The 14,471-nt window shown below is 71.8% G+C and carries 11 protein-coding genes; 3 read left to right on the top strand and 8 right to left on the bottom strand.

Features of this window, described 5'->3' with window-relative positions:
- Positions 1–17 precede the first annotated feature (17 nt).
- Positions 18–1,448, bottom strand: coding sequence for a protoporphyrinogen oxidase (hemG, locus tag ABZ857_RS24445; protein ID WP_357046516.1), 1,431 nt, complete (start codon positions 1,446–1,448; stop codon positions 18–20).
- Between the two features lie 273 nt (positions 1,449–1,721).
- Here hemG and ABZ857_RS24440 point away from each other — a divergent pair, with 273 nt between their 5' ends.
- The gene (locus ABZ857_RS24440) at positions 1,722–2,900 is read left to right on the top strand and encodes an ROK family protein (protein WP_357046797.1); all 1,179 of its coding nucleotides are present in this window, start codon (positions 1,722–1,724) and stop codon (positions 2,898–2,900) included.
- A 75-nt stretch (positions 2,901–2,975) separates the two neighbouring features.
- On the opposite strand, the gene ABZ857_RS24435 is transcribed toward ABZ857_RS24440, so the two are convergent.
- Genes ABZ857_RS24435 through ABZ857_RS24405 form a run of 7 tightly spaced genes read right to left on the bottom strand, consistent with a single transcriptional unit; the run spans position 2,976 to position 9,577 of the window.
- The gene (locus tag ABZ857_RS24435) at positions 2,976–4,301 is read right to left on the bottom strand and encodes a nucleotide pyrophosphatase/phosphodiesterase family protein (protein WP_357046514.1); all 1,326 of its coding nucleotides are present in this window, start codon (positions 4,299–4,301) and stop codon (positions 2,976–2,978) included.
- Positions 4,301–5,425, bottom strand: coding sequence for a metabolite traffic protein EboE (gene eboE, locus ABZ857_RS24430; protein WP_357046512.1), 1,125 nt, complete (start codon positions 5,423–5,425; stop codon positions 4,301–4,303). Before eboE ends, ABZ857_RS24435 begins: the two co-directional genes overlap by 1 nt.
- 2 nt (positions 5,426–5,427) lie before the next feature.
- Positions 5,428–6,270 (bottom strand): TatD family hydrolase, encoded by an 843-nt coding sequence (locus tag ABZ857_RS24425; RefSeq protein WP_357046510.1) that lies wholly within the window; start codon positions 6,268–6,270, stop codon positions 5,428–5,430.
- A gap of 5 nt (positions 6,271–6,275) precedes the next feature.
- Complete coding sequence (locus tag ABZ857_RS24420) at positions 6,276–6,779, bottom strand: EboA domain-containing protein (protein ID WP_357046508.1); 504 nt, start codon at positions 6,777–6,779, stop codon at positions 6,276–6,278.
- Positions 6,745–7,596, bottom strand: a complete 852-nt coding sequence (locus ABZ857_RS24415) for a sugar phosphate isomerase/epimerase family protein (RefSeq protein WP_357046506.1) — start codon at positions 7,594–7,596, stop codon at positions 6,745–6,747. Before ABZ857_RS24415 ends, ABZ857_RS24420 begins: the two co-directional genes overlap by 35 nt.
- Positions 7,593–8,438: an SCO3242 family prenyltransferase gene (locus ABZ857_RS24410; protein WP_357046504.1), complete on the bottom strand. Its 846-nt coding sequence runs from the start codon at positions 8,436–8,438 to the stop codon at positions 7,593–7,595. Before ABZ857_RS24410 ends, ABZ857_RS24415 begins: the two co-directional genes overlap by 4 nt.
- Positions 8,435–9,577, bottom strand: coding sequence for an inositol-3-phosphate synthase (locus ABZ857_RS24405; RefSeq protein WP_357046502.1), 1,143 nt, complete (start codon positions 9,575–9,577; stop codon positions 8,435–8,437). The genes ABZ857_RS24410 and ABZ857_RS24405 overlap by 4 nt, the downstream gene beginning before the upstream one ends.
- A gap of 494 nt (positions 9,578–10,071) precedes the next feature.
- On the opposite strand from ABZ857_RS24405, the gene ABZ857_RS24400 reads away from it, so the two are divergent.
- Together ABZ857_RS24400 and ABZ857_RS24395 are read left to right on the top strand one after the other, a co-directional pair.
- Positions 10,072–11,214: a sugar phosphate isomerase/epimerase family protein gene (locus tag ABZ857_RS24400; protein WP_357046500.1), complete on the top strand. Its 1,143-nt coding sequence runs from the start codon at positions 10,072–10,074 to the stop codon at positions 11,212–11,214.
- 132 nt (positions 11,215–11,346) lie between these two features.
- A partial coding sequence (locus ABZ857_RS24395) for a PQQ-dependent sugar dehydrogenase (RefSeq protein ID WP_357046499.1) occupies positions 11,347–14,471 on the top strand: 3,125 nt, incomplete at its 3' end.

Raw genomic sequence — 14,471 nt, 5'->3', positions numbered from 1 at the left:
CCGGCGTCCACCGCCCGTCAGGCTTCGGAGGCCGGTGCTCCGTGGGCGTCCCGCAGGTGCTCCAGGACGAGCTTGGCGGCGGTGCGGGCGGTCGCGACACAGGCCGGGATGCCGAGGCCGTCGTACGCCGCGCCGCAGACGGCGAGGCCCGGCTGCCCGGCGATCGCGGCGCGCACGCGGGCGATCCGGTCGAGGTGGCCCACCTCGTACTGCGGGAGCGCGCCGCCCCAGCGGGTCACCCGGGTGTCCAGCGGCAGGCCCCGCACGCCCATGATCTCGGCCATCTCGTTCATCGCCAGGGCCGTCAGCTCGGCGTCGTCGCGCTGGAGCACGAGCTCCTCGCCCAGGCGGCCGAGCGAGCAGCGCACGATCATCACGTTGCGGTCGGCCTCGGCCAGGTGGGGCCATTTGACGCTGCTGAACGTCGCGGCCTTGACCGGCCTGCCCTCGACCGGCGGCACGAGGTAGCCGCTGCCCTCCGGCGGCTCGGGGAAGGCCGTCCTGGGATAGGCGAGGGTGACGATCGCCATGCTGGCGTACTCGATGCCGGACAGTTCGGCCGCCGCCTTCGGCACCTCCCGCCCGAGCAGCCGGGAGGCGGGCCGCGCGGGGACCGCCAGGACGACGGCGTCGGCGTCGATCACCTCCTCGTCCCTGGTGGGACCGGTGACCAGCCGCCAGCCGTCCGGCGTCCTGATCAGGTCGCGCACGGTGACCCCGGTGCGGATCTGCGCGCCCGACTCCTTGGCCACCGCGGCGGGCAGCGCGCCCAGGCCGTTCCTGAGGGTGGCGAAGACCGGCCCGCCGTCCGCGGGGGCCTCCGCCGCCATGCTCCTGGCCGCCTGCAGCAGCGACCGCTCGGTGCGGGCGGCGGCGGCGATCCGCGGCATGGTCGCGTCCAGCGACAGCATGTCGGCCCGGCCCGCGTACACGCCGCCGAGCAGCGGCTCGACCAGCCGCTCGACGACCTCGCTCCCCATCCGGGCCCGGATGTACGCCGCCACGGAGACGTCGCCGGTCACGAGCGTGGGCGGCAGGAACTGGTCGAGGGGAACCCGGGCGAGCCCGCCCGGCGACAGGATGCCCGAGCGTGCGAGGGCGACCACGTCCGAGGGAACGCCCATCACCTGCTGCCGGGGCAGCGGGCGCAGCGACCCGCGCGACAGGACGGCGGCCCGGGTCGTGCCGGGGTCCACCAGGTCGTCGCCGAGACCGGCCAGCCGGGCCAGTTCCTTGCCCTCGGGCCGCCGCGCCAGCATCGACTCGGCGCCCGCGTCGACCTCGACCCCCGCCACCTGCGAGGCGTACAGCTTGCCGCCGACTCTCGGCGACGCCTCAAGCACTGTGATCCGCAGGCCGGCGTCGGCCCGGTTCAGGTGCAGCGCCGCGGCCAGGCCCGCGATGCCCCCGCCGACGACGACCACATGACGACCCGCAATCCCGTCCATGGGGCAAAGCTATCGGCCCGTACGCGCGAGTCCCGCACCGGCGCGGGCGTGTCCACCGCGATGCGGGAACCTCGCGGCACCGAAAGAGCACGGATAGTTACGCATCGGTACACCGCCCGGCAAAGCTACCCAGAAGGCAAGATTCTTAGAAACTTTTCACCTCTAGGGCAAAAAGTAAGGGTTCGTTGTAATAAAGTTGATGTAGTCAGAGCAGAAGTAGAGTCACTTCTGGCACTCACCCGATTCCCCGACCCGAAGAGCGGCGTGAAGCGAATGACGGCTCGCCCCGAGAACCCGCACCAGGCGCGGCTCCTGCGCCTCCTGCGTCAGGACGGCGCGCGTTCACGCGCCGAACTCGGCGAGGTGGCCCGTCTGTCACCGTCGAAGCTCGCACTCGAGCTCGACCGGCTCACCAAGCTGAACCTCCTCGAATCCGGCGGCCTCGCGGCCTCGCGGGGCGGCCGCAGATCGGGCATCGTACGGATCGCCTCACACCTGCGTTTCGTCGGCATCGACATCGGCGCCACGTCGATCGACGTGGGGGTGACCAACGGCGAGCTGGAGGTGCTCGGCCACCTGTCGAAGCCGGCGGACGTGCGGGACGGCCCCGAGGCGGTGCTGGAGCAGGCCCTCGAACTCGTCGGCAAGCTGCGGACCGGCGAGACGACGGAGATCCACGGCGTCGGGATCGGAGTGCCCGGCCCGGTGAGCTTCCTCGACAGGACGCCGGTCTCCCCCCCGATCATGCCGGGCTGGGACCGCTTCCCCGTACGGGAGACGCTCAGCCGCGAGTTCGGCTGCCCGGTGCTCGTGGACAACGACGTGAACATCATGGCACTCGGCGAGCTGCACGCGGGCCTCGCCAGGGCCGTCGGAGACTTCCTGCTCGTGAAGATCGGCACCGGCGTCGGCTGTGGCATCGTGGTCGACGGCGAGATCTACCGCGGGGTGACCGGCAGCGCCGGCGACATCGGCCACATCCGGGTCTCCGACGACGGTCCGCTGTGCACGTGCGGCAACACCGGCTGCCTGGAGGCGTACTTCGGCGGCGCGGCGCTGGCCCGCGACGCCCTGGCCGCCGCGGAGTCGGGCGACTCCCCCTTCCTCGCGGAACGGCTCGCGCAGGAGGGCGCGCTGACCGCGGAGGACGTCGCCGCGGCGGCGGCCTCGGGCGACGCCGCGGCCGTGCGGATGATCCGCGAGGGCGGCCGGCACGTGGGCATCGTGCTGGCGTCGCTCGTGAGCTTCTTCAACCCCGGCCTGGTGATCATCGGAGGCGGGGTGGCCGGTCTGGGCCACGCGCTGCTCGCGGAGATCCGCAGCGTCGTCTACCAGCGCTCGCTGCCGCTGGCGACCGGCAACCTGCCCATCGTCTTGTCCGAGCTCGGCGACACGGCCGGGATCATCGGGGCGACCCGCCTGATCAGCGACCACGTCTTCTCCGTCGAGTGAGCACCCGGCCCCGCGGCCCCTCAGAACGCCGGACGGCCGCCGTCCCCCGAGGGGGACGGCGGCCGTCTTCACAGGTCAGCCCTTCAGCAACTGCGTGAGCAGGCCCTTGACCTCGGTCGCGGCGTAGGCGTCCCGGTCGAAGGGGCCGAGCAGCACCGGCCCGTCCGCCGCGGCGTCGGGCAGGCGGCCGTGGCTGCCGCGCACCGGCGCCGGGTCGAGCGGCACGACCGACATCATGTAGCGCATGCCCAGCTTCTTGCGGGCCAGAGCCGCGCCCGCGCGCAGCTTCACCAGCGGGTCGTTCGGATCCATGAACAGCTCCGCCGGGTCGTATCCGGGCTTGCGGTGGATCTCCACGAGCTTCGCGAAGTCGGGCGCCCGGTCGTCCGACAGCCAGTAGTAGTAGGTGAACCAGGCGTCCGGCTCCGCCACGGCGACGAGGTCACCGGCCCGCTCGTGGTCGAGGCCGTACTTCGCCTTGCCCTCCTGGTTCAGGACCTCGTCCACGCCCGGCAGTTCGGCCACGATGTCCCGTACGCGGGGCAGGTCGGCGGAGTCGCGGACGTAGACGTGGGCGACCTGGTGATCGGCGACCGCGAAGGCCCGCGAGGCCCAGGGGTCGAGATACTCCATGCCGTCCTGGGTGTAGACCTCCAGCAGCCCGGCCCGGCGCAGCGCGCGGTTGACGTCGACCGGGCGGGACGCGTTGGTGATGCCGTACTCGGACAGCACGACCACGGTGGCGTCCTCCCGTAGCAGCGGCGCGAGCGCGGCGTCGACCTCCCGGGCCGCCGCGACGGCCTGCGGCGCGTCGGGCCCGAAGCGCTGCAGGTCGTAGTCGAGGTGCGGGATGTAGACCATGAGCAGGTCGGGCCGCTCCTTCGCGAGGATCCTGCGGGCGGCCGCGATGATCCACTTGGACGAGGCGATGCTCGCCGTCGGCCCCCAGTAGGTGAACAGCGGGAACTCGCCCAGCTCGGCCACCAGGTCGTCGTGCAGCGACGGCGGCCTGGTGTAGCAGTCGGGCTCCTTGCGCCCGTCGGCGTAGTAGATCGGGCGCGGGGTGACGATGAAGTCGCTGGAGCCGCCCATGGCGTACCACCAGCAGACGTTGGCCGTGCGGATCCCCGGCACCGCGTCCCACAGCTGCTCGCCCTGGATCAGCCGGTTGTGCTGCCGCCACAGGAAGATCTCGCCGAGATCCCGGAAGTACCAGCCGTTGCCGACGATGCCGTGGTCACGCGGCATCGTGCCGGTCAGCAGCGTCGCCTGCACCGAGCAGGTCACGGCGGGCAGCACGGGCGTCAGGGACGCGGCGGCGCCGACCTTGGCCACGTTCGGCATGTGCGCCAGCAGGCGCGGGGTCAGGCCGACGACGTTCACGACGACGACGGGCGCCATCAGATCTCCTTAAGTCCGAGGGCGGCGAGCCGCCGCCGGGTCCAGTCCAGCTCGGCCGCGATGCCCTCGGCGACGTCCACCGGGCCGGGCAGCACGCTCCAGGTGTAGGTCTCCACCTCGAGGTGCCGAGTGAGGGGCGCGGTGAGCGGCGCGCCCGGGGCAGCCATGAGGCGTTCCAGCAGGTCCTCCAGGTACGGAGTGGTCGTGGTGAGCGGCGGCGGGGGCGCGGCGTGCAGCGGCATGTGGAAGTGCGTGCGCCATGGCAGGTCGGCCGGGAGCCCGCCGGCCAGCGCCTCAGGCAGGTCGTCGGCGTACCCGGCCGCGCAGCGCGTCTGGTGGAGATACCGCTCCTCCTCGTACGCCGCCAGCGCCCGCTGGCCGCCCGGCGGCGCCTCCACGGCGGACGAGACCTGGAGCTTGACGATCGGCAGCCCCAGGCCGGCCGCGTCGGCGGCCTCCTCGAGGCCGACGGCCAGGTGGCAGGCGTCCAGGCAGACGCCGAGGTACGCGGGGTCGGTGCCGTCCAGCAGCTCGACAGCCTGCGGGGTGGTCTCCACGATGCAGCCCGGCTCGGGCTCGAAGCCGACGCGGATCGTCTTGCCGGTGCGCTCCGCCAGCGCCCGCAGGCCACGGGTGAGCGCGTCCAGGTTGGCGGCGACGGCGCCGGCCTTGTCCGGCGTCCATCCGGTGCGCCAGGCGAGGGGCAGCGTCGAGATCGAGCCCTCGGTCACGTCGTCCGGCAGCAGCGCGGTGAGGATCTCGGCCAGGTCGAGGGTGTAGGCGAGCCGCTGCGGCTCCGCCCAGTCGGGCCGGTACACGCGGAGCTTCACGACCTGGTCGTGGAAGCCCTGGTAGGGGAAGCCGTTGAGGGTGACGACCTCCAGGCCCAGCTCGTCCAGCCGGGCGCGCAGCCGCGCCAGCTCGGCGGGGTCGGCCCGCAGCGCCCGCGCCGCGCCGGACGACAACCACAGCCCGAGGCCGAGCACCGGCGCGCCGGTCAGCGCCCGCACCCGGGCGGCGACCCCGGAGAGCTGTCCGTGGATCCCGGCGAGGTCCTCGGCGGGGTGGACGTTGGTGCAGTAGGCCAGGTGGACGACGGAACCGGAGGGATGGAGCAGGCGCATGGTCAGCGCGTCCCGCGCAGGATCGTGTTGCCCTCGTAGTCGCCGCCCGACTCGACGTCGTCCAGCGACAGGCGCCCGCTCTGCCCATAGAACGCCACCGGGTTCTGCCACAGCACCCGGTCCACGTCCTCGTCGGTGAACCCGGCGGCCAGCATGGCCTCGCCGACCTCGCGGGTCTTGAGCACGTCGCTGCGCCCCCAGTCGGCGGCGGAGTTCACGATCATCCGCTCGGTGCCGTACTCCTTGAGGATCGCCACCATCCGCTGCGGGTCCATCTTGGTGTCGGGGTAGATCGAGAAGCCCATCCAGCACCCGGCCTCGTGGACCATGCCGACGGTCAGCTCGTTGAGGTGGTCGACCAGCACCGTGCCGGGGTCCATGCCCTTGACCACGTCGAGCGTGCGCCGGGTGCCCGCCGCCTTGTCGCGGTGCGGCGTGTGCACCAGCACCGGCAGGCCGTGCTCCTCCGCGAGGGCGAGCTGGGCCTCGAAGACGCGGTCCTCCTCCGGCGTCATCGAGTCGTAGCCCACCTCGCCGACCGCGACCACCGAGTCCTTCAGCAGGTAGCGGGGCAGCTCGTCCAGCACGCCCGCGCAGCGCGGGTCGTTGGCCTCCTTCGGGTTGAGCGCGAGCGTGCAGTGGTGGCGGATGCCGTACTGCGCGGCGCGGTAGGGCTCCCAGCCCAGCAGCGCGTCGAAGTAGTCGAGGAAGCTGCCGACGTTCGTGCGCGGCTGACCGAGCCAGAAGGCGGGCTCCACGACGGCGCGGACCCCGGCGGCGTACATGCGCTCGTAGTCGTCCGTCGTGCGGGACGTCATGTGGACGTGGGGGTCGAAGATCCTCATCGGAATCAGAGCCTCTCGAGAACGTCGGGGGGAACGGGACGCCCGGCCGCGCGGCGCTCGGCGGCGAAGTCGGCGAGCATGCGGCGCAGCTCCTCGTCGAAGCGCCGGCCGAGGCCCTCGACCGACGCGAGCGGGACGGACATGAAGACGCACTTGAGCACGCCCTGCCGGAAGGCGTGGTCGTCCAGCCAGGCCGAGCCGTACGGGCCGAGCGCGGCGGCGACCAGCCGGGTGTCGTTGGTCCGCAGGGCGTCGTGGACGAGCGGGAGAGCGGCCGGACCGAGGTCGAGCTGCGGAAGCGACTCCAGGATCTCCAGCCGCTCCCCCGCGTCGCCCTGCCAGTAGAGCTTCATGACGGCCGCCGCCGGGTCCGGCACCGCCTTCGCCAGCGCCCTCAGCAGCTCGGCGCGGGCGCCGGGGCCACCCTCCCGCGCGGCCCGCGGGAACAGCGCGTGGACGGTCTCCGGGTCGCGCTCAACGTCGGCTACGGCCCGCGCCAGCCAGGTCATGTGCCCTCCTCAGGAATTCGATCGACCTTCTCGCCACCTCGGGCGCCGCGTGGCTGTGCCTGGCCAGCTCGACGGCGACCAGGCCGCCGAAGCCGTCGAGGGCGGCGAGCACGGGCGGGAAGTCGATCTCGCCCTCGCCGAACTCGAGATGCTCGTGGACGCCCCGCCGCATGTCCTCGATCTGCACGTGCACCAGGTGCGGCAGCGCCCGCTCGACGCACTCGGGCACGTCGTACGGCTCCAGGCAGCGGCAGTGCCCGACGTCGAGGGTGAGGCCGAACCTCGGGTGCCCGCCGAGCAGGCCGCGCAGCCGTTCGTATCCGGCGAGGTCCGCCACGAGCATGCCCGGCTCGGGCTCGAACCCGAGCGTGACGCCCACCTCGTCGGCTTCGGTGAGCAGGCGCTCGCACTGCCGTACGAGCCGGTCCCACGCCTCGTCCTCGGGCACCTCGGGCGGCCGGATGCCGCTCCACAGGTGCACCACGGGGGCGCCGAGGTCGGCCGCGATCCGCATGGCCCGGCACAGGAAGCGCACCCGCGCCTCGGCCTCGTCGTGCAGCAGGGTCGGGAAGTGCTTGCGCCGGGGGTCGAGCGTGAAACGGCCGCCCGTCTCCACGGCGAGGGCCAGGCCGAGCCGCCCCGCTAACGCCGCGATCCGCCCGACCTCCGCCGGGGAGGCGCCGGGCATGAGGTGCCCGTGGTCGAGGCTGACCGCCGCGCCGGTGTAGCCCAGGTCGGCGAGCACCTCCAGCGTCTGGTCGAGCGGATGGTCGCGGAAGCCGTTGGTGCAGTAGGCCCAGTTCATAGGCACGCTCACGACGTGGCCACCTTCGCCGACAGCCAGCGGCCGGCCGGCAGCGCGGCCAGCAGCGCCGCCGCCTGGGCGAGCCTGCCCCGCCCGGCCACCGCGGCGGCCTGCAGCGGGATCAGGCCGAGGATGCTCATCCGCACCGCCTGCCGCACCTGCTCGGGGTCGGGGTCGGTGCGCAGCGCCGCCTGGGCCCTTCCGGCGGTGGCGAGGTAGCCGGCGATCATCGCGGCGGCGCCCAGCCTCCCGGTGGTCTCGCCGCTCCGGCAGGCGAAGGCGGCCAGCGCCGCGGACGCGCCGGTCGCGGCCAGCGCCTGGGTGACGGTCGCGGGCGTGGCACCGTCCACCTCCGCGCGGCCGAGCAAGGTGATCCCGTAGGTGTGGGCGCCGACGGCCAGTGCCATGGGGGCCGCCGCCCGCGTCCCCGGTCCCGCACCGAGCAGGACGTCGAGCGCGCGGCAGGCCGCCATCGCGGCCGGCCCCGCCACGGTGTGCTTGAGCCGCAGGTCGTAGGCCCAGGCGGCGCCGGCGAGCAGGCCCGCGAGCGCGAGCCCGCGCCGTCCGCCGAAGACCGCGGCGGTGGCCACCCCGGCGCCGGTCAGCGCGGCGGCGAGGCCGAGGGCGCCTTCCGGGCTGATCCGGCCGGAGGGGATGGGCCGTTCCGGGCGCTCCTTCGCGTCGATCTTCCGGTCGGACCAGTCGTTGAGCGCCATTCCGGCCCAGTAGAGCAGCACCGACGCGGCGGCGAGGCCGGGCCGGGCCGACCGTCCGGCCGCCGCCGCGCCGGCGAGCGTGTCCCCGGGAACCGACAGCGCGGCGGGCGCGCGGACCAGCTCCAGCCAGGCCCTCACGGCCGTTCGCCCGTCAGAGTCCGCGCGAACGCCACCAGCCGGGCGTACTGGGTGGGCAGGTCGTGCCCGGCGCCGCCCAGCGGGTCCTTGAAGAAGTAGCCGAGCTCGGGAAGCACGCCGCTGTGCCCGGCCTCGTGGGCCCGCGCGACGAGCCGTACGAGGTCGAGGACGAGCGGGGCGGCCAGCGTCGAGTCGCAGCCCTGCCAGGTGAACTGCATGGTCATCCGGACGCCGAGGAACCCCTCGAACGTGATGTGGTCCCAGGCGGTCTTCCACTCGCCGAGGTCGGCGACGTAGTCGATGTGCGTCAGGCCCTCGACGTCCTCGCCCACGATCGCGGGGACGGCCCGCGCCTTGCTCGCCGACTTGCTCGCCCGGGCCGCGGGGTCGGCCAGCGTGGCGCCGTCGCCGCCGCCGAGGAGGTTGAGCCCCGACCACGAGCGGACCCGCAGCGCGCGGCCGGCGAACATCGGCGCGAGCGCGCTCTTGACCAGCGTCTCCCCGGTCTTGCCGTCGCGTCCCGCGTACGGCAGGCCGTCGCGCCGCGCCAGCTCGTCCAGGGCGGGCGGCGTGGGGCCGGAGGACGGCGTGAAGGCCACGTAGCCGCAGCCGGCCGTGAAGGCCGCGTAGGCGTACAGGGAGCTCGCGGGCAGCGGATCCTGCCCGGACGCCAGCGCCTCCTCCAGGCCGGCGAGCGTGGCGTACGGCACCTCGGCGGGAGGCTCGGTCGACGACACGTCCACCACGACGACGCGGGACAGGCCGTGCCGCTCCCGGAAGTCCGCGATGTCACGGGCCAGCCGCCGCGCGGCCTCCGCCTGGCTCTCCTCACCGGGGACGTAGCCGTGCCGGATCTCGGCCTCGGCGGCGTCGAGGTCCGCGGCGAGCAGGGTCGTCAGGACGGGAGGGAGCACGCCCGCCTGGGCGAGCAGCTCGGCCCTCTTGCGCAGCGGGGTCGCGACCACGTCGTGACCGCCGAACACCAGGTCGCCCAGGGGGGCGAAGTCCCCGGGGAAGCCCGCGGCCTCGATGACGCAGCCGGTGGGCGGGGCCGCTCCCGCGCGAACCGCTGCCGCCCCGACCACCGCCGTGGTCGCGACGGACCCCCGGGCGCCGACCAGCCAGACACCGATGGGCACTGTAACTCTCCCGTCAACTCGGGTATGAAGGATGACCCCGGAACATTCGGATAGTAAGAGGGATCTTTCGTCGCTGACAAGGAAAAGTTTCTCGCGCGATACAGAAAGTTCACCTACCCGCGCGGGATCAGTGCGCCGGACTCCCGCCGCCGGCTCCCCTGCCGGAGAGCGAGGGCGGGCACAGTCGCCGCCCCACGCCGAACCCTCCCGGGCCCTCCGACTTTGTCCTCTCGAAGTTGAAAGTTCAAAAGATCATGGAAAAACTTCTTCCCCGTTAGGTAAAAGTGGCGTAACTTGCTCGCCAAGTGCTCCGCACAGTCATGAGGGGTCGGAGTGAGGCGAACGGCGGTGCCCATGGCAGGACATCCGGTGGTTCTCCGCCACGGAGGCGGCCGTCACCCCTGACCGCCCCGTCCACTCCTGAGGAGTCACCAGCGGCACGGCCGCGTCATCGGGGGATCAAGGTTCTTCACGCAGATGGAGTTAGCAAGACGATGAGTGCGTACGAAGAAGAGATGGAGACGGCCGGCAACCTCGGACGCAGGCTGGGGCTCAACCGCCGCCAGTTCCTCGCGGCCACGACCGGCATGGCGGCGGTCGCCGCCGTGGCCGCGGCCGGACCGCTGAAGTCGGCCGCTCGGGCGGCGACCGCGGGCGGCAACGGCGTGCTCGTGCCGCCCGGCAAGCGGGGCATCATCCTGTACACGGTCCGCGACGCCATCTCCCGCGACCCGCTGTCGAGCACCCTCCCGTCCGGCTTCCGCGCCGTGCTCCAGGAGCTCAGCCGGATCGGTTACAAGCAGGTGGAGTTCGCCGGCTACGGCCAGCACCGCAACGCCGAGGGCGGCGCCAGCCTGGAGAGCGTCGAGGGCGCCCGCCTGCTGCGCACCTGGCTGGACGACAACGGCCTCGAGGCCGAGGGCAACCACGGCTTCATCCCCGGCTCCTGGCCGCTGAGCCAGGCCGACCTGGACCGCTTCAAGCTCCACCTGGAAATCGCAAACATCCTCGGCATGGGCCACGTGGGCACCGGCAGCGACCCGACCGGCAGCGCCTACAAGGCCGACTGGGACGTGGCCGCCGACAAGTGGAACACGCTCGGCGAGCTCGCCACCGCCGCGGGCCTCAAGCTGTACACGCACAACCACGACGTGGCCTACAGCTTCCTGCTCGACAGCGGCCCGCTCGACGCTCAGGGCCGGCCCACCCGCTCCTCCGGCATCCGCCGCCTCGAGTACTTCCTCCAGCAGACCGACCCGGACAAGGTCTGGCTGGAGATGGACATCTTCTGGGCGCACGTGGCCAAGTACAAGTACAAGACCTACACCGCGCCCGACGGCTCCACCCAGACGCAGGTCTTCAACCCGCTCGGCGTCGTGCAGGCCCAGACGATGCGGTTCCCGCTGTTCCACGCCAAGGACGGCAAGATCAACACCGGTACCTCCAACGGCTACGACATGGTTCCGTTCGGCACCGGCGACATCGACTACAAGAGCTTCTTCTCGCAGATGGGCGCCAAGGGCTACCACAACCCGATGTACGAGCAGGACAACGCCCCCGGCGGCACGGCCAACCCGGCGCAGTCGCTGCAGTACGCGGAGCTGAGCTACAACAACATCGCCAAGCTCCGCGGCTGAGGCCGAGGCCCACCCGAGCACCTCGGACAGTCACCCGACCATGGCGGACCGCCACGCGTTCGACCCGTTCCAGCGGCACGCGGCGGCCCGCCTTTCCCTGCCACCCCCCTGAAAAGAAGAGGCGCAGCAGATTTGAAGCGTACTCGCATACTGGTCGGCGGTCTCGCCGCCGCGTTGACGCTCCCGTTCACGGCGGCGCTCACCGCCGCACCGGCCCAGGCGCACGAAGACGCGCTGCACTGGGAGAACTACGAGAAGGTCACCCTCACCAAGGACGTCGGCGAGCCGATCGACATGGCGATCCTGCCGGACAGCCGGGTGCTGCACACGGCCCGCAACGGCGACATCCGGATGACCGACCCCGCCACCGGCGTCACCAAGATCATCAACACGATCGACGTCTACAACAACTCCGAAGACGGCCTGCAGACGATCGGTCTGGACCCCGACTTCGAGCACAACAAGTGGGTCTACGTCTACTACGCGCCCAGGAAGATGACCGCGCCGTACCCGGAGACGACTCCGGCAGGCTCGGCGCCCAACTCCCTGCCCGCGGGCGCGGACGAGTCCTACTGGAACCAGTGGAAGGGCTACAACCAGCTCTCCCGGTTCAAGTGGAACGGCGACAAGCTCGACCTGTCCACCGAGCAGGTCATCATCAAGGTCGAGACCAACCGCGGGCAGTGCTGCCACGTCGCGGGTGACTTCGACTGGGACGACGAGGGCAACCTCTACCTGGCCACCGGCGACAACACCCCGGCCAGCGCCCCCGGCGCCAACGGCATGGCCCCCAACAACGACGCGCCCGGCATGAACCCCGGCTTCGACTCGCGGCGCGGCTCGGGCAACACCAACGACCTGCGCGGCAAGATCCTCCGGATCAAGGTGGCGGAGGACGGCTCCTACACCGTTCCCGACGGCAACCTGTTCCCGAAGGGCACCGCCAAGACCCGGCCCGAGATCTTCGTCACCGGCGTGCGGAACCCGTTCCGCATGGACGTCGACTCCAAGACCGGGACGCTGTCGTGGGGCGACTACGGTCCGGACGCCGGCGCCGCCGACCCCCAGCGCGGCCCGATGGGGTACGTCGAGTGGAACGTCACCCCGATCAACAAGCCCATCAACGCCGGCTGGCCGTACTGCACCGGCGACAACTTCAACTACAACAACTGGGACTACGCGAACTCCAAGCCCCGTGAGTGGTTCGACTGCGCCGGCGGGCCCACCAACACCTCTCGGTGGAACACCGGCCTGGAGAAGCTGCCGCCCGCGACCCCGGCCGACCTGTACTACGGCGACCGCGCGAGCGACCAGCCGGCGGAGTGGTCCGGGCTGACCGAGTTCGACCCGGTGCAGAACGGTCAGGCCCCGATGGGCGGACCGGTCTACCACTACGACGCGGACAACCCCTCGACGACGAAGTTCCCGGCGTACTGGGACAACAAGTTCTTCTTCGGCGAGTTCTCCCAGGACTACCTGGCGGCGTTCACCGTGACCGGCTCCGACGGCCCGGTCACCAAGATCGAGCACTTCCTGCCGAACGCCGAGCTGACCAAGATGGCGATGCCCATCACGGACAACCCGATGGACCTCGAGTTCGGCCCCGACGGGGCGCTGTACGTGCTCGAGTACGGCGACGGCTTCTTCCGGGCCAACCCCGACGCGGGTCTGTACCGCATCGACTACTCGCCCGGCAACAAGGCCCCGCAGGCGAAGATCACCGTTGACAGGACGTCGGGCAGCAACGCGCCGCTCACCGTCCAGTTCAGCGGCGCCAAGTCCTCCGACTCCGAGGCGGGCGACCTCACCTACGAGTGGGACTTCGACGGCAACGGCACCTTCGACGCCAAGGGCGTGACGGCGACCCACACCTACGACAAGCTCGGGCAGTACACCGCCCGGCTCCGCGTCACCGACGCGGGCGGCAGGTTCGGCCTCGCCACGATCGAGATCACCGTCGGCAACACCGCGCCCAAGGTCAGCATCGAGACCCCCGGCGACGGCGGCTTCATCGACTGGGGCAACGCGGTTCCGTTCAAGGTCGCGGTGAGCGACCAGGAGGACGGGAACAACCCGACCTGCAGCCGCGTCCAGTGGACCTTCGGCCTCGGCCACGACACGCACGCCCACCCGATCACCACGGGCACCGGCTGCACCGTCACCTGGGCGACCCCGGCCGACGCGCCCGAGCACGGCGTGACCGAGAACATCTTCGGCGTCGTCGTGGTCAGCTACCGCGACAACGGCGCCAACGGCATTCCCGGCGCGAGCAGCGACGCGACGCTGATCCTCAACCCCAAGCTCATGCAGGCCGAGCACGGGGACGACAGCAAGGGCGTCACCAAGGTCCAGGACGAGACCGCGTCCGGCCTCAACAAGATCACCTCGTTCGACGCGGGCGACTACATCGGCTACGACCCGGTGAACTTCTCCGGCATCACCTCGGTGAAGACCGTGGCGACCGGTGCGGGCACCCTGTCGCTGCGCTGGAACTCGCCGACCGCGACCCCGTTCGCGACGGTCGCGATCCCGGCCGGCTCCGGCTGGCAGACGGTGACCACCGCGCTGCAGAACGCCCCCACGGGCAGCGGCAAGCTGTACGTCACCTCGACCGGCGGCGTGGACGTGGACGCGTTCACCTTCGTGGGCGACGGCGTCGCCGACAAGACCCCCCCGACCGTGACGGCCACCCTCAACCCGGCCCAGCCGAACGGTGAGAACGGCTGGTACACCGGCAACGTCACGATGACGGTCACCGCGACCGACAACGGCACGGTGGCGAGCCGGCAGTACTCGATCAACGGCGGCGCCACCTGGCTGAGCGCCACCAACGCGGTGACCTTCAGCACGGAGGGCTCCACGGAGGTCCGCTACCGGGCGACCGACAGCGGCGGCAACATCGGGCAGGGCACCGTCACCGTGAAGATCGACAAGACCGCTCCCGCGCTGACCCTCAGCGGCGTCGAGTCCGGCGACCACGGCGACTCGACCTCGATCACGCCCGTCTTCTCCGCCACGGACGCCACCTCCGGGGTGGCGAGCCTGACGGCGTCCATCGGCGACCTGCAGGTCAAGTCGGGCGAGGCGCTGCCCCTGTGGAAGCTGCCGCTCGGCGAGAACGAGCTGGTCGTGACCGCCAAGGACAAGGCCGGGCACACCACCAAGAAGACGGCGACCTTCACCGTCACGACCTCCTTCGAGGACGTGAAGGCCCTCCTCACCTCCTTCCGCGGCGCCGGCACGGTGACCGAGGACGG

The sequence above is a fragment of the Microbispora sp. NPDC046933 genome (assembly GCF_040644635.1).
Taxonomy (GTDB): domain Bacteria; phylum Actinomycetota; class Actinomycetes; order Streptosporangiales; family Streptosporangiaceae; genus Microbispora.
This window is presented reverse-complemented; position numbering and strand designations above follow the sequence as displayed.

Excerpts from the sequence above, each read along its gene's own strand:
- ABZ857_RS24425 (WP_357046510.1), bottom strand. The coding sequence starts at position 6,270 with ATGAGGATCTTCGACCCCCACGTCCACATGACGTCCCGCACGACGGAC.
- ABZ857_RS24400 (WP_357046500.1), top strand. The coding sequence starts at position 10,072 with ATGAGTGCGTACGAAGAAGAGATGGAGACGGCCGGCAACCTCGGACGC.
- hemG (WP_357046516.1), bottom strand. The coding sequence starts at position 1,448 with ATGGACGGGATTGCGGGTCGTCATGTGGTCGTCGTCGGCGGGGGCATC.
- ABZ857_RS24420 (WP_357046508.1), bottom strand. The coding sequence starts at position 6,779 with ATGACCTGGCTGGCGCGGGCCGTAGCCGACGTTGAGCGCGACCCGGAG.
- ABZ857_RS24435 (WP_357046514.1), bottom strand. The coding sequence starts at position 4,301 with ATGGCGCCCGTCGTCGTCGTGAACGTCGTCGGCCTGACCCCGCGCCTG.
- eboE (WP_357046512.1), bottom strand. The coding sequence starts at position 5,425 with ATGCGCCTGCTCCATCCCTCCGGTTCCGTCGTCCACCTGGCCTACTGC.
- ABZ857_RS24440 (WP_357046797.1), top strand. The coding sequence starts at position 1,722 with ATGACGGCTCGCCCCGAGAACCCGCACCAGGCGCGGCTCCTGCGCCTC.